Annotated in this window: 21 protein-coding genes; 8 read left to right on the plus strand and 13 right to left on the minus strand. The window is 68.8% G+C overall.

From position 1 onward, the window contains the following. Window positions 1-39: 39 nt before the first annotated feature. Complete coding sequence (locus ORI60_RS34840; protein ID WP_266042256.1) at window positions 40-984, minus strand: 2-hydroxyacid dehydrogenase; 945 nt, start codon at window positions 982-984, stop codon at window positions 40-42. On the opposite strand from ORI60_RS34840, the gene ORI60_RS34845 reads away from it, so the two are divergent. Together ORI60_RS34845 and ORI60_RS34850 are read left to right on the plus strand one after the other, a co-directional pair. After that, the gene (locus ORI60_RS34845) at window positions 983-1,885 is read left to right on the plus strand and encodes an alpha/beta fold hydrolase (protein WP_266042257.1); all 903 of its coding nucleotides are present in this window, start codon (window positions 983-985) and stop codon (window positions 1,883-1,885) included. The genes ORI60_RS34840 and ORI60_RS34845 overlap by 2 nt on opposite strands. 9 nt (window positions 1,886-1,894) lie before the next feature. Then, window positions 1,895-3,055, plus strand: coding sequence for a PQQ-dependent sugar dehydrogenase (locus ORI60_RS34850; RefSeq protein ID WP_266042258.1), 1,161 nt, complete (start codon window positions 1,895-1,897; stop codon window positions 3,053-3,055). A gap of 4 nt (window positions 3,056-3,059) precedes the next feature. Here ORI60_RS34850 and ORI60_RS34855 read toward each other — a convergent pair whose 3' ends face one another. Beyond that, entirely contained in the window at window positions 3,060-3,224 is a 165-nt protein-coding gene (locus tag ORI60_RS34855) for a hypothetical protein (RefSeq protein WP_266042259.1), read from the minus strand. Window positions 3,225-3,290: 66 nt separating this feature from the next. Then, window positions 3,291-4,007, minus strand: coding sequence for a LysR family transcriptional regulator (locus ORI60_RS34860; RefSeq protein WP_266042260.1), 717 nt, complete (start codon window positions 4,005-4,007; stop codon window positions 3,291-3,293). Between the two features lie 146 nt (window positions 4,008-4,153). Between ORI60_RS34860 and ORI60_RS34865 the strand changes: the two genes are divergently transcribed. From ORI60_RS34865 to ORI60_RS34875, 3 genes are read left to right on the plus strand one after another with little or no spacing between them, the layout of a single operon-like run. Beyond that, window positions 4,154-4,678, plus strand: a complete 525-nt coding sequence (locus ORI60_RS34865; RefSeq protein ID WP_266042261.1) for a hypothetical protein — start codon at window positions 4,154-4,156, stop codon at window positions 4,676-4,678. Then, window positions 4,675-5,043, plus strand: a complete 369-nt coding sequence (locus tag ORI60_RS34870) for an SgcJ/EcaC family oxidoreductase (RefSeq protein ID WP_266042262.1) — start codon at window positions 4,675-4,677, stop codon at window positions 5,041-5,043. Before ORI60_RS34865 ends, ORI60_RS34870 begins: the two co-directional genes overlap by 4 nt. After that, the gene (locus ORI60_RS34875; RefSeq protein WP_266042263.1) at window positions 5,040-5,411 is read left to right on the plus strand and encodes a VOC family protein; all 372 of its coding nucleotides are present in this window, start codon (window positions 5,040-5,042) and stop codon (window positions 5,409-5,411) included. The genes ORI60_RS34870 and ORI60_RS34875 overlap by 4 nt, the downstream gene beginning before the upstream one ends. An 80-nt stretch (window positions 5,412-5,491) precedes the next feature. On the opposite strand, the gene ORI60_RS34880 is transcribed toward ORI60_RS34875, so the two are convergent. The 7 genes from ORI60_RS34880 to gatC all read right to left on the minus strand — a co-directional run bounded on the left by ORI60_RS34880 (window position 5,492) and on the right by gatC (window position 14,704). Then, entirely contained in the window at window positions 5,492-7,975 is a 2,484-nt protein-coding gene (locus ORI60_RS34880) for a M14 family zinc carboxypeptidase (RefSeq protein ID WP_266042264.1), read from the minus strand. Between the two features lie 178 nt (window positions 7,976-8,153). Next, window positions 8,154-10,613, minus strand: coding sequence for a CHAT domain-containing protein (locus ORI60_RS34885; protein ID WP_266042265.1), 2,460 nt, complete (start codon window positions 10,611-10,613; stop codon window positions 8,154-8,156). 189 nt (window positions 10,614-10,802) lie between these two features. Next, window positions 10,803-11,045 carry a hypothetical protein gene (locus tag ORI60_RS34890; RefSeq protein WP_266042266.1) on the minus strand — a complete coding sequence of 81 codons (243 nt, stop codon included), beginning with the start codon at window positions 11,043-11,045 and terminating at the stop codon, window positions 10,803-10,805. A gap of 185 nt (window positions 11,046-11,230) precedes the next feature. Further along, a complete protein-coding gene (gene gatB / locus ORI60_RS34895) occupies window positions 11,231-12,733 on the minus strand; it encodes an Asp-tRNA(Asn)/Glu-tRNA(Gln) amidotransferase subunit GatB (protein WP_266042267.1) in 1,503 nt (500 codons plus the stop codon). Then, the gene (locus tag ORI60_RS34900; protein ID WP_266042268.1) at window positions 12,730-12,927 is read right to left on the minus strand and encodes a hypothetical protein; all 198 of its coding nucleotides are present in this window, start codon (window positions 12,925-12,927) and stop codon (window positions 12,730-12,732) included. Before ORI60_RS34900 ends, gatB begins: the two co-directional genes overlap by 4 nt. Further along, window positions 12,924-14,408 carry an Asp-tRNA(Asn)/Glu-tRNA(Gln) amidotransferase subunit GatA gene (gatA, locus tag ORI60_RS34905; protein WP_266042269.1) on the minus strand — a complete coding sequence of 495 codons (1,485 nt, stop codon included), beginning with the start codon at window positions 14,406-14,408 and terminating at the stop codon, window positions 12,924-12,926. The genes ORI60_RS34900 and gatA overlap by 4 nt, the downstream gene beginning before the upstream one ends. Then, window positions 14,405-14,704 carry an Asp-tRNA(Asn)/Glu-tRNA(Gln) amidotransferase subunit GatC gene (gatC, locus tag ORI60_RS34910; protein WP_030467875.1) on the minus strand — a complete coding sequence of 100 codons (300 nt, stop codon included), beginning with the start codon at window positions 14,702-14,704 and terminating at the stop codon, window positions 14,405-14,407. The genes gatA and gatC overlap by 4 nt, the downstream gene beginning before the upstream one ends. Before the next feature lie 230 nt (window positions 14,705-14,934). Between gatC and ORI60_RS34915 the strand changes: the two genes are divergently transcribed. Next, entirely contained in the window at window positions 14,935-15,588 is a 654-nt protein-coding gene (locus ORI60_RS34915; RefSeq protein ID WP_030479787.1) for an ACT domain-containing protein, read from the plus strand. 13 nt (window positions 15,589-15,601) lie between these two features. Here ORI60_RS34915 and ORI60_RS34920 read toward each other — a convergent pair whose 3' ends face one another. Beyond that, window positions 15,602-16,285, minus strand: coding sequence for a 3-keto-5-aminohexanoate cleavage protein (locus ORI60_RS34920; protein ID WP_266042270.1), 684 nt, complete (start codon window positions 16,283-16,285; stop codon window positions 15,602-15,604). 60 nt (window positions 16,286-16,345) lie between these two features. On the opposite strand from ORI60_RS34920, the gene ORI60_RS34925 reads away from it, so the two are divergent. After that, the gene (locus ORI60_RS34925) at window positions 16,346-16,471 is read left to right on the plus strand and encodes a hypothetical protein (protein ID WP_266042271.1); all 126 of its coding nucleotides are present in this window, start codon (window positions 16,346-16,348) and stop codon (window positions 16,469-16,471) included. Here the strand turns inward: ORI60_RS34925 and ORI60_RS34930 are convergent, their stop codons facing one another. After that, window positions 16,472-18,127: a DUF262 domain-containing protein gene (locus tag ORI60_RS34930; RefSeq protein ID WP_266042272.1), complete on the minus strand. Its 1,656-nt coding sequence runs from the start codon at window positions 18,125-18,127 to the stop codon at window positions 16,472-16,474. Window positions 18,128-18,233: 106 nt separating this feature from the next. On the opposite strand from ORI60_RS34930, the gene ORI60_RS34935 reads away from it, so the two are divergent. Then, a complete protein-coding gene (locus tag ORI60_RS34935; protein ID WP_266042273.1) occupies window positions 18,234-18,458 on the plus strand; it encodes a hypothetical protein in 225 nt (74 codons plus the stop codon). Here the strand turns inward: ORI60_RS34935 and ORI60_RS34940 are convergent. Then, a complete protein-coding gene (locus ORI60_RS34940; RefSeq protein WP_266042274.1) occupies window positions 18,455-18,889 on the minus strand; it encodes a GNAT family N-acetyltransferase in 435 nt (144 codons plus the stop codon). The genes ORI60_RS34935 and ORI60_RS34940 overlap by 4 nt on opposite strands. Window positions 18,890-18,915: the final 26 nt, after the last annotated feature.

An 18,915-nucleotide genomic window follows, 5' to 3' on the forward strand; every position in this document is an offset into this window, starting at 1 on the left:
CGCGAGAGCCGAACGGCAGCCCAGTTTCACCCGAACGGACTAGTAGGTGCCGCGCACGAGGTTGCGCGGTTCCTCCCCGGCCGCGAACCGGGCGACCTCCGCGGCGGCGATCGCGTAGGCGCGCTGCGTGTGTCCCGTGCAGGACCCGGCCACGTGCGGGGTGAGGAACAGGCCCGGCGCGGTCCACAGTGGATGATCGGCGGGCAGCGGTTCGGGATCGGTCACGTCGAGGGCCGCGCGCAGTCGCCCGGAATTCAGCTCGGCGAGCAACGCGTCCGTGTCCACGACGGGGCCGCGCGCGCCGTTGACCAGGATCGCGTTGTCCTTCATCGCGGCCAGGAACTTGGCGTCGACCAGGTGCCGGGTCTCCTCCGTCATCGGCGTGAAGATCACCACCGCGTCGAACTCCGGCAGCAGCTGCGGCAGCTCGTCCTGGCCGTGCACGCCCTCCCGGGCGGTGCGGCCGACCAGGGTCGCGGTCGCGTCGAACGGTTCGAGGCGGCGCTTCAGCTGCTCGCCCAGGTCGCCGGCGCCGACGATCAGGACCTTCTTGTCCTGCAGCGTGTCGGTGAGGTGGTAGTCCCAGCGGCCCTCGGCCCTGGCCCGCTCGAAGACGAGGAAGTCTCGGTATATCGCGATCAACGCGCCGATGGCCCACTCCGCGGTGCTGCCGCCGTGGGCGCCCCGGCAGGTGGAGAGCATCACGCCGTCCGGCACCTTGCCGACGAAGTTCTCCGCACCGGCGCTGAGCAACTGCACGAGCTTGAGGTCCGGCAGCTGCGCGAAGACCTCGCGCGGGTCGGTGCCCGCGAGGAACCGCGGGATCAGCACCTCGGCGTTCCGGGCGTCAGACGGCAGCGGCTCCCCCGGCACGTAGCGGACCGGCCGGACACCGTCCACCTGGGACAGCGCTTGAACCCCGAAATCATCTGGCACGAGCACGGTGAGCGTCACCAGGCCAAAGTACGTCAGAATGTCCGTCATGCGGGAGCACGACATCATCGCGTGGGACGGCACGAAGATCCGGACGTGGCAGGCGCCAGGTGAGGGCACACCTGTGCTGCTGTGCCCCGGCGTGGGTTCCGGCCCCGAGTCGTGGCCCTCGCTGACCGGTCGCGGCGGCCTGCTCAGCTGGTACATGCGCGGCACGATGGGCTCGGACCGCCCGGTCGACGAGCGCAACATCTCGCTGGAAGACCACGTGTCGGACGCCATCGCCGTGCTGGACGACGCGGGCGTCGAGCGGTGCGTCGTCATGGGCTGGTCGATGGGCGTGACGATCGCGGCCGAGCTGGCGTTGCGTCATCCGGAACGGGTGGCGGGCCTGCTGCTCGTCGCGGGCGCGCCGGGTGACTCGTTCGACGCCATGCTGCCGCTGGTGCCGAAGGGCGTGCGCCGGATCGTCGGGCTGACGGGCACGAGGCTGCTCCAGCAGGCCGGTCCGGTGCTGGACAAGGTGCTGCACCGCGTCCCGGTGACGGACGCGACGACGTTCCTGTTGCGGCACAGCGGCGTGATCAAACCTTCGAGCGACCCGGCGGCCGTCGGTCAGGCGGTGAGCCGGTTCCTGCAGCACGACTGGCGCTGGTACTTCACGCTGGCGCTCGCGCTGGGCGAGACGCCGCGCCAGGACCTCGGCTCGATCGTGTGCCCGGTCACACTGCTGGCGGGTCGTGACGACGTGCTGGCGACGACGGAGAGCATGTCCGGGCCCGTCGCCGCGCTGCCCCAGGCACGGCTGCGAGTGCTGCCGTGCAGCCACTACCTGCCGCTGGAGGCGCCCGAGGTGGTCAGCGCCGAGCTCGACCTGCTGCTCGGCCGCGTCCGCTCGGTCGACTTCGCCACTTCCGAGAAGTTGACTTCGGGTTCACGGTCCCGCACCTAACCTGGAGTCGTGGTTCGTTCCGTAGCGTTGCTGACCGCCGTCTGCCTGCTGGCAGGGGGCTGCGCCAGCTTTCCCGACGAGCCGGCGCCCACGCAGTGGAGCGCGCAACCACAGCTGACCCCGCAGGCGGGCCCGAAACCGGAGCTGCCGGGCGAGTACCGCCCGACGCCCGGTGATCCCGGCCGCAACCCGGCGCCGCAGAGCGTGCCGCCGCCGCAGGGCTGCAAGGACTACCACCCGGCCGTCGTGGCCACCTGCCTGAACACCGTCACGGGCGTCGCCCCGATCGGCGCGGACGCCCAGGGCGGCGTCGCGGCGTACGCGACCGAACGCGGCGGCCGGCTGCTCAAGGTCACCAAGGACGTCGACCCGGTCGTGGTCGCCCAGCTGCAGGTCGACGCGTCGACCGACGGCGGGCTGACCGGGCTCGCGCTGTCGGCGACATTCGCCGAGGACCAGCTCGCGTACGTCTACGTGACGACGGCGACGGACAACCGGGTGCTGCGCATCGCGCCCGGCGACTCGCCCAAGCCGATCCTCACCGGCATCCCGAAGGGCCCGTCGGGCAACCGGGGTGTGCTGGCGAGCGACCGCAAGGGAGCGATCCTGGTCGCGACCGGCGACGCCGGAAACCCCGCGCTGGCCGCCGACCCGAACTCCCTGGCCGGCAAGGTGCTGCGGATCGACGGCTCCGGTCAGCCCGCCCAGGGCAACCCGACGGCCGGCAGCGCGGTCGTCTCCTCCGGACTGCGGCTGCCCGGCGGCCTGTGCGTCTCGGCGGACACCACGAAGACCTGGGTGACGGACTGGGCCGCGAGCGGCGACGTCGTCTACCGCGTTACCCCGGGCAAGCTCGGCGAGGTCGCGTGGGCGTGGCCGGACCGGCCGGGCGTGATGGGGTGCTCGTCGTACTCCGACCAGCTGTCCGTGGCGACGTCCAAGACGCCCGGCTACCAGTCGCTGTCGATGAACTCCGCCGGTGCCTTCACGGGCAAGCCCGAGATCGCGATGGCGGAGGACGGCTTCGGCCTGCTCGGGCCGATGGAGATGCTGAACGAGTCGGCGTCCCTGGTCGGCACGGTCAACAAGGCGGGCGGCACGCCGGTGTCGTCGGACGACCGGGTCGTCATCATCGTGCGCCCGAACAACGGCGGCGGCACGAAGGACTGAGCGGTCAGGAGCCGAGCGCGAACCGCTCTCCTCCGTCGCGCCACCACCGCGCGTAGACCTCGCTCTCCTCGACCAGCTTCAGGTAGCCCGTGGCGACCTGCTCGCACAGGTCGTCGATCTCCTGCGCGACCGGCGCGTCCGTGTGCCACGCGAGGACGACCTCGCGCACCAGCGGGTTGCCGGTGATCGGCAGGCGCGCGACTCCGGACGGGGTGCCGCCGACCGGGTACAGCGGTCAGACCGCGCCGGACTCCCTGATCAACGTCAGCGCGACGTGCGCCTCGCTGCTGAAGTGCGCGATCCGCTGCTCGAAGCCCCTGGCTGCGCACTCGCGGGCGAAGTGGGCGTTCATGCCGCTGTCATCGGGCTCCGGCATGACCCACTTCTCGCCCGCCAGGGCCTCCAGCGGGATCTCGGGCCGGCGTGCGCACGGGTGCTGTTCCGGGACGCCGACGAACAGCGGTTCGCGGGTGAGCAGGCGATGCCCCACGTTCGGCGGAAGGGTCAGCGGAGTGCCGGGAAATCGGCGCAGAACGGCGATGTCGAGTTCGCCCGCGGTGAGCAACGCGGTGAGCGTGCCCGTCTCCTTGATGGTGCGGCTGGTGACGTTGTCCTTCAGCGCGGCTGCCAGTAGTCCGAAGTGGTATGCGGGAATTCCCGCGAGCCTGGTCGGAGCGCTGGCATATTGCGCGTTACGGCGCGTTACGCGTTCCAGCTCCACGAGCTGAATGAGCATCGACCGCGCCTCCTGGACGAAGTCCTGACCGGTCGGCGTGAGCTTGACGCCATCGGCCGCGCGCAGGAACAGCGTGCCGCCCAGGTGGTCCTCGATGCGCTTGAGCTGCGTCGTCACCGCGGGCTGGGTGAGGTGCAGACGAGCGGCGGCCTTGCGGAGGCTGCCGCAGTCGGCGATCGCCACGACCAGTTCCAGGTGCCGCACTTCCAGACGCATGAGCCCGATGTTATCGCTCAATGTAATAGGGCGAACACCCTTCGCTATCTCGCGTGAGACGACTTGGTCTCGATACGTTCGATCACGTGATGGAATTGGCCGAACGCCCGGCGCGCACCGACGCGGTGCTGTTTTCGGATCGTGCCGTGAAAACGTTTCTGGAGGCCGCGTCCGCCGAATACTCGTTCATCACCGAGGACGAGCCGAGACCGTGTTTCGCGGTGCTGCTCGGCCGGTCCGCCGGCGGCGAGGCCGTGGTGTCGGAGGTGGCGTTCGGCCGCAACGCGCGCCTGACGGATCCCTCGGCGCGTGAGGAGTTCTCGTCGACGATCGTGCCCCGGTTCGGCACGGCCTACGAGAACCCGGTGCGGGCGTGGTGGCTCGACCCCGCCGACCTGCTCACGATCACGCGGAAGGCCGACGCGTCCGGCCTGGACGTCCTCGGCTCGATCCACCTGCACCCGGACTGGCACCGGCTGGGGCCCGAGTGCGAGCGCGACCGGCCGTTGAGCGACAGCCCGACACCGATGGACGAGCACATGTTCCGCAACAGCGGATGGCCCGTGAACGTCGTCTGCTACCTCGAACGCCGCCACGGCGGCCTCTACTACTCGCTTGCCGCATGGGACGCCGAGTGCCTGCGCCTGCCGTTGAGGATGAACCACTCATGAGCGAACAGATCTACGCGCTGTGGCAGCGCATGGAGCAGGGCTGGGCCCTCGGGGACGGCGCCGCGTTCGCCTCCGTCTTCGCCGAGGACGTCGACTTCGTGACCGTGCGCGGCGAGGAGCTGTTCGGGCGGCACGCGGTGGCCGCCGGGCACTCCCAGCTCTTCGCGGGGCCGTACCGCGACACGAAGCTCACCGCCGAGATCAGTTTGATCAGGCCGCTGACCTCGGACATCTCGGTGGTGCACGTCACGTCGTCCATCGCCCCGGCGGGCATCTCCACCCACGCGCAGGCCGTCGTCGTGCGGCGGGAGAACGGGTGGGAGATCGCCGCGTTCCACAACATGATCCCGAAGGGAAAGCCATGAGCAGGCCCAGGTTGCGGCACATCGCGTTCGTCGTGCGGAACGCGGAGGAAATGGCCGGTTTCTACACGTCGCGGTTCGGGATGTCGTTGTTCCACACCGATCCCGACGGCAGCCACTTCGTCACCGACGGGTACGTCAACCTGGCGCTGATCCAGCAGCGGCTCGACGGTGACGTGCCGGCCGGGTTCAACCACTTCGGGTTCCAGGTGGACGACGTCGCGCCGTACCTGGAGACGCTGGAGCCGCGGCCCGCGTTGCGGGGCGGTGACCGGCCGTTCGCGGAGTACCGGGCGGTCGACCCCGAGGGCAACTGGTTCGACCTGTCGGCACACGGCTTCCTGCCGCCGGGGGCCGGGGAGGTTTCGTAGATCGGGAACCGGGAACCCTTGAGCGGGGTATTGCGAGGGGGCGGGCAAGGCTGTCGGGGCCTTCCCCGCCCCCTTGGTCCTTAGCTGGCGCTCCAGAACAGAGCGCGCGCGACCTGCGCGTACAGGCCCTTCGGGTGGTTGCGGAACATCGGCTCGGTGCCGAACAACACCACCTTCGCGCCATTCGCCGCCGTACCCGACACGACCGCGGCCTGACCCGCTGCCGCGTCCTGTCCGCCGGTGCCGTTGTCCCGTGCGTGCCAATGGCCCGCGGCGATCACCGTTGCGCCGTAGCGCTGTTCGACGGTCACGCCCGCGCCGAGGTTCGTGAACCACTGCGGTGCGTAGACGAACGAGTGCGGCAACGCGTTGGAGCCGACCGGACCGGTGCCGTTGACGACGTTCACCACACCGTTGGCGTCCTCCCAGCCGGCGACCGGGGTGACCTGCAGGAGTTTGGCGTCGGCGTTGAACCTGCTGCCCGTCGCTCCGCGCGTGACGACACCGCCGCGTTTGAGGAACTCGTCGAGCGCGGCCTTCGCGGTGGCGTTGAGCTGGCTGTAGTTCAGGCCCGCGCCCACGTACAGCGCGTCGATCCGCGACCAGTCGAAGCCCGCGTTCAGCACCGCCGTGGAGATCGTGCGGACGTCGAACCCGGACTCGCGCAGCACCTGCAGCTCGTCGGCGGAGACGGCGGCCGCGATCACCTTGCGCTGCAACGCCTCGCCGCCGGCCTTGGCGGTGGTGAAGCGCACGCCGTAGCGGTCGGCGACCTCCTGCGCGGCGGCCCTCTCCCTTGCCGGGACGACGATGGTGCCGTCGTCCTGGCGGCGCAGCTCGAGCCCGCGCGACAGCAGGTCGTTGGCCGCGCTGACGTCCTTCTGGTCGGTCAGGGTGAGCGCGAGGTCGGCGCCCGGCGCGGCGTCGACGGCGCCGGTCGGCGAGGCCGCGGTGACGGGCTTGCCGTCGAAGCGGAACTGGCCGCCGCGGTAGACGTCGACCGACGCGCCCCACAGCAGGCGGTGGCTCCAGCCGGAGATGTCGTACATGACCGGGGCCTTGTCGGAGATGTCGCTGCCCTGCTCCAGCATCACGTTCGCGAGGCCGCGCTTGGGCTGGTGCATGTCCACGACGTACGACCCTGCCGGGTAGCGCTTGCCGCCCAGCGTGAACGGCCTCTCGGCGCGTTCGACCCGGACGTCGTGCCGGACGAGCTGGTCGACGAGCCGCGCGGTGGCGGGTGCGGACCGGTCGTTCGTGATCACGTAGGCACGCGGGAACTCGGTGCTGAAGCGGTCCTCCGGCCCGAAGCCGGGCACGAAGCCGTCGGGGATGAACCGCTGCTTCTCGCCGGCCGCGCCGCGGCGGAACATCTCCGTCTGGTTCTCGATCAGGCTGCGCCGGTTGTCGTCCACGTAGTCGAGCGTGGTCTTGATGGTGGCCTCGACGACATCCGTGTTGATCTTCGAACGGCGCTGCAGCTCCGCCGCCGGCAGCGCGTCGTAGTCGCCGCGGTTGACGCGCATCGGGATCTCGATCGTGTACGAGACGGCGCCGTGGTACATCGAGTACTGGGCGGTGTAGATCGGCGCCCAGCCGTCCCACTCGCCAACGGGGTAGTCGCGGAACGGGATCTCCGGCTTCGCCGCCTCGGGGTGCCCGAGCGCCTGCACGGCCTTCTCCATCAGCAGGCCGTTGGCGTAGCCGTGCTTGATGTACAGGTCGAAGTCGTAGTTCTGGCCGTGCGGCGGCGTGGTCGGCTCGATCAGCGTGTTCGCCACGTAGCCGTGCTCGTCCAGCATCATCAACGGCTGGGTGCGCTCCACGACGTCCTGCATGGCCCGGTTCTCGGGCTGGGAGCTCGTCACGAAGTCGCGGTTGAGGTCGAAGCCGGCGCTGTTCGCGCGCGTGCCGGCGACACGGCCGTCCGGGTTCGCCGTGAGGTTGAAGTAGATCCTGCTGCGCTGCAACAACTTCTTGGTGTCCGCGTCGTTGCTCGTGGCAAGGTGCTCGATGACGCGCAACGCGCCGTCGGTGCCCTCCCACTCGTCGCCGTGGATGTTGTTGTTGATCCAGATCGGTGCCTTGTACAGGCCCGCCGGAACAGTGCGGCCTTCCTCGATGGTGGCGCGGAACCGTTCCTGGATCCGGGTCTCCGTCGCGCTCTCCGGCGCCGTCAGCGTCACCAGGTACAGGTCGCGCCCGAGCCCCGACTGCCCGACGACCTCGACGGAGATCCTGTTGCTCTTCTGCTGCAACGCGTTCAGCTTCGGCGCGAGCGAGTGGTACGGCGCGAGGCCGAGCTTGATGGACTTGTCGGCCGGGTTCTCCGGGTACGTCCGCAGCGTCGTCCGGCGCGGGTAACCCTGGTGTCTGTCGGCCTGGTTCTCCCCCTGGGCCAGCACGGACTGCGCCTGGAAAGCGTTGTCCAGCGTGGCGATCTCGTTGCGCTCGGGCCCGTTGCCCGGTTCTCGGTCTGGACTCGAAGGTTGCGCTGTTCCGGTCGCGGGTGCCGCTATCACCGCGGCGGCGGCCAGGAGAACAGCGAGCAGAGTTCTGCGCATGCGGTCGTTTCTCGCACAACGGCCCGCCCATCGACTAGAGCCGTTAGGCGGGCCGTTGCATCCCCTCGGTCCAGTCCAAGATGGCACAACGAGGAGAGAAGTTCACCAAGCACGTGCGCAGCCAGCGTGGAAGTCACCGCTGACCAGCGCCTTCCCACCCGACGACCACTCGATCGGCCTAGCCGGACCCCAGGCAGAGGAACGGCCGGCGGAACGGGTCCTTCGCCATCGCCTCGGCCAGCGCCACCGCCGGCGCGGCCCCGGCCACCAGCGCCCGGTGGTAGTCGGCCATCGCCGCGGCACTGGCCTCGTCCCCGACCTTGCTGGCCGCGGCGACCACCGTCCGCGTACCTCCGGCCAGCATCGCGCCGGCGAACCCCAACGCCTCGTCACCGGGCCTGATGCGGTTCAGTGCGAGGGAGCAGGCGGCCAGCACGACATGTGCGGGCGGTGTCCTGAGCCTGCCCAGCTCGTGGGCGAACAACGGCCCGTCGACAAGCTCGAGCCGCGAGAACAACGCGTTTTCAGTCTCGTGTTCGCCGTGCGCTGCCACGTGGACGAGGTCGGCTCCATCGAGGTGCGAGAGCACCTTTCCCGCAGTCGCGTCGTCACCAGAGAGGACGGTGGCCTTGGCGTGGTAGGCAGCGAGGCGGTCGAGCTCACCGTCCGCGAACTGCAGGCTGGGCCCCCTCACCAGCAGCACCTGGTCAGCTCCCGGCTTGGCTGCCTGAGTCGCGGCCAGCCATGCCGTAGCCGAAGGCGCCGTGACGACCGGTCGGCCGTGCAGGCGCGGGAGCACGCCCCATGGCACGGCGTAGAGCGAACCCGTCGGCACCACCACCAGTTCTCGATCACCGATGAGGTGTGTGAGCGGCTTGATCAAGAGCTCGTCGAGCCGATCAGCCTGCCTGCGTGCTGAACCGCCGATGACCGCAACCAACGGTGATGGCAGGTGGTCCGGGGCCAGCGCGTTGAGGTCGAAGTGCAGCTTCTGGGCACTCTCCAGCGCCTCGCTCGCGTCGCCGAGCCTGACCAGCCGGACATGACCACCCGCGACGACCACGGCGACGATCCCGTCTCCCGAGACCACAAAACTGACCATGGCCCGCTCACCCAACTCGGTGATGATCTCGCCAATGCCCGCCATCGGGCGCGGTCTGCCCCAGCGCTGCGCGTTCCAGCCGAGACGATTGGCTTCGCGCTGGGCTTTCGAGAGCTTGGCACGCAGGTCCGCAGTTGGTCTTCCGTCGAGACCAGCTCGCATCAGGTCGCGGCCGAGGCCTCGCACCTCGACGATCCGCTCAGCCAACTCCGGGTTCTCGACGTCCTCCAGCGGTTCGTAGCGATACGTCTGCGCCCGCGTGCGTTCCAGCCACACGAACAACTGTCGCGCGGCATTGTTCTCCAGCGCCAGATTGACAGCGAGTTCGCCCAGTTGACGTCCGTGCACGGCGGTTGCCGATACCAGTTCGAGTCCGCCGAGTTGATCGCGGACCTGGCCCAGTTCCTCCAGCCCTTTGCGCGCGTGCAGCAGTGCCGAACGGCGATTTCCCTTGGCCAGAGCGAGTTCGGCGAGCACCAGCCTGCGCTGCATGCGGTGATCGATCGGAGTGACGGCTCGCGGTCCTGGTAGCTGCCGCAGCAGCTCCTCTCCGTCGCCGAGCCTGCCCCTGCGGACCTCCAGGCGCGCCGCGAGCAGCTTCGCCAGCCTGGCCTCGTCGACGAGGTGGTTGGCTGCGAGGTACTCGGACAGCGTGAGAGCTTTCTGCGTCAAGGCGCTCGTCACGCGCTTGGCCTGCATGGCGTGCGCCCAGAGTTCGATCAGGGCGGCCATCATCCACCACGTGCTGCCGCGCTTCTCCAGCTTGCGCATCGAGGCCTTCGCCATCCGCCGAGCGAGGTCGAGCTCACCGTCCAGCAGGGCTGCCGAGGCCCGGAACATCTCGACCTCGGCTATCTCCTGCCCGAACTTGTGCGTACGCATCATGGGCAGCGCTTCGTCGAGGTGTTTACCGGCCTCGTCGGACAGACCGATCATGAGCATCGTTTCGGCCTGATCCAGCTGCAGCCGGGCGAGCCGCTCAGGCTGATCTTCGGCGCGGAAGATGCGCTCTGCTTCCTCGTAGCGGCGAAGGGCCTCCGCCAGATCGCCGCTCTGCTTGTGGACGTTGCCGAGCGCGTGGACCGCGAAGGGGTAGTACTGCGGCAGGTTGTGCTCGCTGCCGATCTTGATGACCCGTTCCAGATCCGCGATCGCGGGGTCGCGCTTGCGGACTGCCGCGTAGGCGAACCCGCGGTTGAGCAGACAGGAGACCAGCCCTTGGATCAGGCTGGGATCGTGCTCGCCCGGCTGGATCTCCTGCTCCGCGTAGGAGATGTACCGGCTGAACCACTCGACCGCCTGGTCCGGCTGTCCCAAACGCATGACCATGAGGCCCTGGTTGCCGTCGACGCTGCCGTGCAGCCGCGCCCGCAAGGCCACGTCGGGGATGGTGTCGATCTCCCTGCGTGCCTGGTCGAACGCCTCGACCGCGACACCCATGCCGCTGATCTCACCCTGGCAGAGGCCGAGGGTGTACATGATGCGTGCACGCAGTTCCGCACGTTCAGCGGTGGCGTCCGCACGTTCGGTGTGCACGAGAGCACGCTTGAGAAGCCGGATGGCCGACGGAAAGCGGAACTTCGCTTGCTCGGCCCACCCTCTCTGATACGACTCACGTGCCCGGTCCAGAGCACGAGCAGGCATGTGATGATCACACCACACCCTGGTGCACGCCGCTGTCCGCCAACCAGGGGCACGCCGAGTTGACGGACAGAACACGCACGGTTACACAACCTCGAACTTCGGACAACCCGGCTGGTGCGGCATCTTCAGGAGAGGCATACCGGGGCCGCCGCCGCAGCACATCGGCGTGACTTCGGGGTCTTCCTTCTTGTCCGGCGTCGGCACCTCCGTCGGAGGCGCCGGGATCGGGTCCGGCTCGACCACCGGCGTGCCCTCGAGCACGGACTCGGCTTCCTGAACGACCTCGGTCACGGCCACGTCGAAGTTCTCGCGCTGAACAGTCATGAGGATTCCCCCCTCGTTTGGACTACTTACTTCTCATCCCCCCAGATGAGTTGCACGGAGAGACTCGCACACACGGCTACGCACATACGTCTCATTTAGCTAACAGCCACTCGGACGGCCTAAGATCACAAAGGGCCACCTGCACGAACAGGTGACCCTTTGTGATTTTTCTGGCGAATGTGTATCTAGGAGCAGCGTGCGAGCACGATCTCGCGCACGCGCGCGGCGTCCGCCTGGCCCTTGGTGGCCTTCATGACCGCGCCGACGATGGCGCCGGCCGCCTGCACCTTGCCGTCGCGGATCTTCTGCGCGACGTCGGGCTGGGCCGCGAGGGCCTCGTCGACGGCCTTCTCCAGGGCCGAGTCGTCCGAGACGACCTTGAGGCCGCGCTTCTCGATGACGTCGTCCGGGGAGCCTTCGCCCTCCAGGACGCCGTTGACGACCTCGCGGGCGAGCTTGTTCGTCAGCGTGCCCGCGTTCACCAGCTCGATCACCCTGGCCACCTGGGCCGCGGTGATGGCGAGGTCGGTGAGCTCGATGCCCTTCGAGTTGGCCTGCTGCGCGAGGTAGGACACCCACCAGGAGCGGGCCTCGTCCGGCTTCGCGCCCGCCTCGACGGTGGCGATGATGACGTCCAGCGCGTTGGCGTTGACCAGGTCGCGCAGGACCTCGTCGGTGAGGTTCCAGTCCTTCTGGATGCGCGCGCGGCGTTCCCAGGGGAGCTCGGGCAGCGTGAGGCGCAGCTCCTCGACCCACTCGCGCGACGGCGCGATCGGGACCAGGTCGGGCTCCGGGAAGTAGCGGTAGTCCTCCGCCGTCTCCTTCTTGCGGCCCGGCGACGTCGTGCCCGACGACTCGTCGAAGTGACGGGTCTCCTGGATCACCTCGCCGCCGGACTCGAGCACCGCGGCCTGGCGCGTCATCTCGAAGCGGACGGCGCGTTCGACGCTGCGCAGCGAGTTGACGTTCTTGGTCTCGGTGCGGGTGCCCAGGGCGCCGGTGGTCTTCGGCGACAGGGAGACGTTCGCGTCGCAGCGCAGCGAGCCCTGGTCCATGCGGACGTCGGACACGTCGAGCGCCTTGAGCAGGTCGCGCAGCGCCGTGACGTACGCACGGGCGACCTCGGGCGCGCGCTCCTTGGTGCCCGGGATCATCTTCGTGACGATCTCGATCAGCGGCACACCGGCGCGGTTGTAGTCGAGCAGCGAGTGCTCGGCGCCGTGGATGCGACCGGTGGCGCCGCCGACGTGCAGCGACTTGCCCGTGTCCTCCTCCATGTGCGCGCGCTCGATCTCGACCCGGATGACCTCGCCGTCGTCCAGCGTCACGTCGAGCCAGCCGTTGAACGCGATCGGCTCGTCGTACTGCGACGTCTGGAAGTTCTTCGGCATGTCCGGGTAGAAGTAGTTCTTCCGCGCGAACCGGCACCACTCGGCGATCTCGCAGTTCAGCGCGAGGCCGATGCGCATCGCCGACTCGACGGCCTTGCCGTTCACCACCGGCAGCGAACCCGGGAGGCCCAGGCACGTGGGGCAGGTGTTCGTGTTCGGCTCACCGCCGAAGGCGTTGGCACAGCCGCAGAACATCTTGGTGTTGGTGTGCAGCTCGACGTGCACTTCCAGGCCCAGGACGGGGTCGTACTTCTCGATGACCTCGTCGTAGTCCATCAGCTCAACCAGGGAGGTCATGCCAACTCGTCCTTCCGCAGAGCACGCGCGGCCAGCGCCGCACCGGTGATCGCCACGGCGATGCTGGCGATCGCGTTCGCCAGCATCAGCTTGTCGTTCTTCGCACGGGCGTTCCGGAAGCCGGAGAACGCTCCCACGGCTCCCGCGACGGCACCGGCGAGACCGAGGAGACCCCGTGCCTTCTTGATGTTCACAGCGACGGACCTCCGAACGCGCCACGCGCCGCCTCGTAGGCCGCGGCCACCCGGTACATGCGGTGGTCCTGCAGCGCCGGAGCCATGATCTGCAGGCCGACCGGCATACCGTCCTCATCGGACAGACCGCTCGGCACGCTCATCGCCGGCGTGCCCGCGAGGTTCGCGGGAATGGTGCAGAGGTCGGCCTTGTACATGGCCATCGGGTCGTTCGCGCGCTCACCGATCTTGAACGCCGTGGTCGGCGTGGTCGGCGAGATGAGCACGTCGAAGTTCTCGAACGCCTTCGCGAAGTCCTGCGTGATCAGCGTGCGGACCTTCTGCGCCGAGCCGTAGTACGCGTCGTAGTAACCGGACGACAGCGCGTACGTGCCGATCATGATGCGGCGCTTGACCTCCGGGCCGAAACCGGCCTCGCGGGTCAGCGACATGACCTCCTCGGTGCTGCGCGTGCCGTCGTCGCCGACGCGCAGGCCGTAGCGCATGGCGTCGAACCGGGCGAGGTTCGACGAGCACTCGCTCGGCGCGATGAGGTAGTACGCCGGCAACGCGTAGTCGAAGCTCGGGCACGACACGTCCGCGATCTCCGCGCCGAGCTCCTTCAGCTGCGACACGGCGGCCTCGAAGCTGCGCGCCACGCCCTGCTGGTAGCCCTCACCGCTGAACTGCGTGACGACACCGATGCGCAGGCCGGACAGGTCACCGCTCAGACCCTCGCGGGCAGCGGCGACGACCGGCGGCACGGGTGCGTTGATGGACGTGGAGTCCATGTGGTCGTAGCCCGCGATGACCTCGTGCAGCAACGCGGCGTCGAGCACCGTGCGCGCACACGGACCGGCCTGGTCCAAAGAGCTGGAGAACGCGACGAGGCCGTAGCGGGAGACACCGCCGTAGGTGGGCTTCACGCCGACGGTGCCGGTGACGGCGCCGGGCTGGCGGATCGAGCCACCGGTGTCGGTGCCGATCGCGAGGGGCGCCTGCAGGGCGGCCAGCGCGGCGGACGAGCCACCGCCGGAGCCACCGGGGATGCGCTCGAGGTCCCACGGGTTGTGCGTGGGGCCGTAGGCCGAGTTCTCGGTGGACGAACCCATGGCGAACTCGTCCATGTTCGTCTTGCCGAGGATGACGACGCCGGCTTCCTTGAGCTTGCGCGTCACCGTGGCGTCGTAGGGCGGGATCCAGCCTTCGAGGATCTTGGAACCGACCGTGGTCGGCACGCCCTCGGTCGTCATGACGTCCTTGAGCGCCAACGGCACGCCGGCGAGCGGCGAGACCTGCTCACCCGCCTTGACGGCCTCGTCGACCCTGCGGGCCTGCGCGAGCGCGCCCTCGGTGTCGACGTGCAGGAAGGCGTGGACCTTCCCGTCGGTCTCGGCGATGCGGTCCAGGTGGGCCTGGGTGACCTCGACGCTGGAGACCTCGCCGCTGTGGATCTTCGCGGCCAGCTCGGCCGCGGTCGCGTGGATCAGGTCGTTGGTCATGCTTCCTCACCCAGGATGCGGGGCACGCGGAACCGGCCGTCCTCGGCCTCAGGAGCGCCGGAGAGCGCCTGCTGCTGACCGAGGCTCGGACGGACCACGTCCTCGCGGAAGACGTTGGTCAGCGGAACGGCGTGCGACGTCGGCGGGATGTCGGCAGTGGCGATGTCGCCAACCGAGGCCACCGACTGGAGGATCACGTCGAGCTGTCCGGCGAACAAGTCGAGCTCGTCCTCGGTAACAGCCAGCCTGGCGAGCTTCGCCAGGTGCGCGACCTCGTCGCGGGAGATGCTGGGCACTCCTGTCAACCCCCGTAGGGTCGGGATACGAATCGGGAACCCCGTGAGTCTATGGGCTGGTCAGGCGCGCCTTCGAACGGGTTACCGCCTCCGTGGTTGACCGGCACGTCAACTTAACCGATCCGCAACGCGGACAGCAGGTCATGCGCCGACGATGCGTCTGCGAGAATCACCGACCGGCAACGGCGCGAGGCGCGGGGTCTCTCGCACGAGCTATGGAGGCGTTCACCTTGTCGTTCCTGATCCGGGTCCAGCTCCCGGACCGTCCCGGCACCCTCGGCGCGGTCGCAACGGCATTGGGCGAGATCGGGGCGGACATACTCAGCGTCGACGTGGTGGAACGCGGTTCCGGCATCGCCATCGACGACCTCGTGGTGGAGCTCCCGTCCGGCCGCCTGCCGGACACCCTCATCACCGCCGCCGAGTCCATCGAGGGCGTCGAGGTCGACGCGGTGCGCCCCTACGCGGGCATCCTGGACACCCATCGCGAGCTGGAGCTCGTGGAGGAGATCGCCGAGGAGCCCAAGAAGGGCCTCGAGATCTTCACCGAGGGCGTCCCGAAGATCATCCGCGCCGGCTGGGCCGTCGTCGTCGGGCCCGAGGGCACCGGCATCAACCGCCTGACCGCGTCGTCGGCCGCCCCGGAGACGCGGATGGCGGACGTGCCGTGGTTCCCGCTGGAGCGCGCGACCGTGCTCGACGGCGAGGAGGAGTGGGTACCGGAGACCTGGCGCGAGCTGGGCACCGAACTCGCCGCGACGCCGCTGGGCAAGCCGGACCGCGTCCTCGTGGTCGGCCGCCCCGGCGGCCCGATGTTCCGCGCGGCCGAGGTGGCGCGCCTGGCGCACCTGGCCGGCATCGTCGCCGTGGTGCTCCCCGACTAGCGGTGCTCCCCGGCTAGCTGGGAGCCCTGGACCGCTGACGTCTGCGCGCCAGCGCGACCAGCTCGGCGTTGTTCTTCGCCCGGCGGCCGTCGGGCAGGTGCAGCGTGTCCTCCAGACCCATGCGCACGTGGTGTTCGAGCAGCGCGGCGTAGTCGAGGACGGACCAGGCCTCGGCATCCCTGCCGTGCAACAGAACCGGCAGACCGAGCGGTTCCACCTCGCCTAGAAGGCTTTCCGCCGCCGCGCGCGTCGCGGTCACCGTGATCCGGCTGATGCCGTCCGGCAACTCCGTCAGCAGGCCGGGCGAGGCCACGACGAGCTCGACCTCGACGTTGACCCGGCGCAGGGCGTCAACGAGGTCGCGCCAGCCGGGCCGGCCCACGTGCACGGCGGCGATGTCCGGCCGCCCCGCCGCGAGCGGCGCCCAGCTGCCGATGAGCACGCCTGCGTTGCCGGGCACGTCGGTGGACACGCTGATCTCGATGCCGGGCACGGCGGCGCGGACCGTGGCGATCGTCGTGGCCACCTCGGACCCGACGAGCGTGAGCGCGCCGATGACGTCCCGCGGGTGGATGTGCACCGACGTGACGCCGAGCGCGGCGACGTCAGCCGCGTCCTCGGCGAGGCGTTCCGCGGACAACGGCAGGGCCGGGTGCTCCTCGGCTGTGCGGGAGCCGTTCAGACAGGCTTGCAGCACACCTCATACGGTCCCACACAATCCTCGTCACGGCGTTGCTCCAAGGGCTACGTTGACCTCATGCGACTGGCCCTCGTGTTCGCCCAGGAGAACGGCTTGGCGATCGGTGATCTGGCGCTGGGCGTCGCGGGCGTGCTCGCGGTGGCGGCGGTGATCGTCCTCGCGCTCAGACGCCGGAAGCCCTGATCACAGCTCCCAGCCCTCGGCGAGCGTGCGCAGCAGCTCCTTCTGCCTGGTCTCCAGCACCGCGGGCGTCCACTCGGGCTGTGCGACCACCTGGCTGGTCAGCGCGAACGCGGCCACGCCGTTGCCGCTCAGGAAGTACTTGACCTTCTTGGTGGCGAAGTCCTTGTTGCCGGCCTGGGCGTTCTTCCACCTGTTGAGCAGCACGAGGTTCGCGAGCCGGTGGGTCCAGGTGGCGCGTTCCTCCGCGGAGAAGTCGCTCAGCCACACCGAGCCCTCCTTCGGGTTCTGCGGCAGGACGTGCTCCACCGTGATGACCGGGAACTTGTAGACGGCTCCGGAGTCCCCTGCCAGCATCTCGTCGAGCCTGAGCAGCACGTACCTCCGCGTCTTCTGGACGAGGTAGAGCGCGCCGTCGAGCTGTCGCACGGTTTCGGCGCGTTCGCCGGCGTCGAGGACGAACGCCGGGGAGTCCAGCCCGCGCCCGGCCGCGAGGTCCCGCAGCAGGTTGGAGTACCTGATCACCCGGGGCGTGGTGTAGATGCGACGGATGAACATGCTGGCGGCGAGCCGCTCCAGTTTGCCGAGGAACCCGTCCAGCCAAACCGGGTCGTCACCGTGGTGGCGTACGGCCCACAGCGCGGGCGGCAACCAGTCGCTGTTGTCGATCTGAGCGAGGCGCCGGAACCACGAGTTGATCTGTTCGGCCTTGACCGCCGACTCGTACCCGAAGTCGCGGATCTGTTCGTACGCCTCGGCGTAGGGCACCAGCACGTCGTCGACGAACTCGGCCTGCCGTCCCGACAGGTACTGGTTCAGCACCTGCTTCGGGAACTCGGTCATGAGGTCCTGCTTGGCGCGTTCCTTGGCGAAGATCATCCGGATGTACAGGAACAGGTCGGCGAAGTCGTTCCGGCCGAGCCTCACCTCGGCCTCGTCCCACTTCCTGGCGTACTCGTCGTCGAGCTCGCCGATGACCTTGGACTTGAAGATGTCCGCCGGCGAGAGGTCGAGCCCTCTGGCGTTCATCACGCTGAAGATCCGGTGCGCACTGGCCAGGTTCGGCGTGCTGACGACCACGAGGAACGTCTGCGCGCTGATCATCTTGACCAGCTGGAGCCTCGCCTGCTCGCCCAGTTCGACGAGAGCGGCCCGCAACGCCTTGGCGTTGTCGCGGATCGCCTTCTGCGCGTCGGTCTTCAGCACTCCGTCACCGAGCGCGACCAGCTCTTCGATGTGACCGGGCTCCTGCACGTACGAACGGAAGAAGGCCTGGTCCCGGTCCCTGAGCGCAAGCCGCGGCTTCGCCTTGAGCCCGAGCAGCTCGTCGCCCTGCTCGACGATCATCTTGCCGAGCGAGTCGCGGATGCCTCCCGGTGCGGCGAGATCGCGGACGATCGCGAGGAGGATCGTGAGAGTCGTGAGCCTCTGCTGGCCGTCGATCACCTCCGAGTCGGCTTTGCCGTCGGTCTTGACGAGGACCATCGACCCGAGGAAGTACGGCTCGTCGCTGCCGACCGCTTCGACGAGGTCTTCGAGCAACTGGTGCGCCTGCTCCACCTCCCACGCGTAGGGCCGCTGGTAGTCGGGGATCCGGAAGTCGTAGTCACTGCCGAACACCTTGTGCAGCGGCACCTCGTGGGCTTCGAGCTTGTGCATGATCGCCTCATCGGAGAGGCGTCGGCCGTCGTTACGATCTGCGGGATCGTCTGACTGACACCAGAATCGGCCGTGATCGCCCCCACTTCCCGGAGGTATGAAGATCATGGCCATCACCGTGAACCTCGACATGCTGCTCGACAAGGCTTACGAGAACCTCCCGCTCACCGAGATCCTGGACGCCCCCGTCGACGCGCTGCAGGGCGTGAGCGCCGGTGACGCCGAGAAGCTGAAGGCCGCGTTCAACATCAAGACCGTGCGTGACCTGGGCACCAACAAGTACTTCCGCGCGGCCGTGACGTTGCTCGACCTGGAGACGACGGCTCGTTAGAGCACGATTCGGTAGTGGACGAACGGCGTCTTCTCCGCGATCTGGTCGTAGAGCCTGCGGGCGGTCTCGTTGCTCTCGCTGGTGTGCCAGTAGACGCGGCAGCAGTCCTGCCGCTTCGCCCATTCCGCCACCGCCTCGACGAGCGCGCGGCCGACACCTCGGCCGCGCGCCTCGGGGGTGGTGAAGAGGTCCTGCAGGTAGCAGACGTCCGGGCCGGACGTGCTGGGGTGCTTGAAGAAGTGCGTGATGCCGGCCAAGGTGCCGTCGACGCGGGCGCATAGGGCGTGGATGTTGTTGTTCGCCTGGAACGCTTCCCACTTCTCGTCGTAGATCTCCGCTGGCAGCGTGCGTTCGTAGAAGGTGTTGTAGCCCTCGAAGAGCTCCTGCCACCTGGCTCGGTCCGCGGGTTCGAGTGGGCCGATCGCGATCATGTTGATCCTTTCTGTGGTCACCCGGT

Source organism: Lentzea sp. NEAU-D7 (assembly GCF_026242055.1).
In the GTDB taxonomy this organism is placed as follows: domain Bacteria; phylum Actinomycetota; class Actinomycetes; order Mycobacteriales; family Pseudonocardiaceae; genus Lentzea.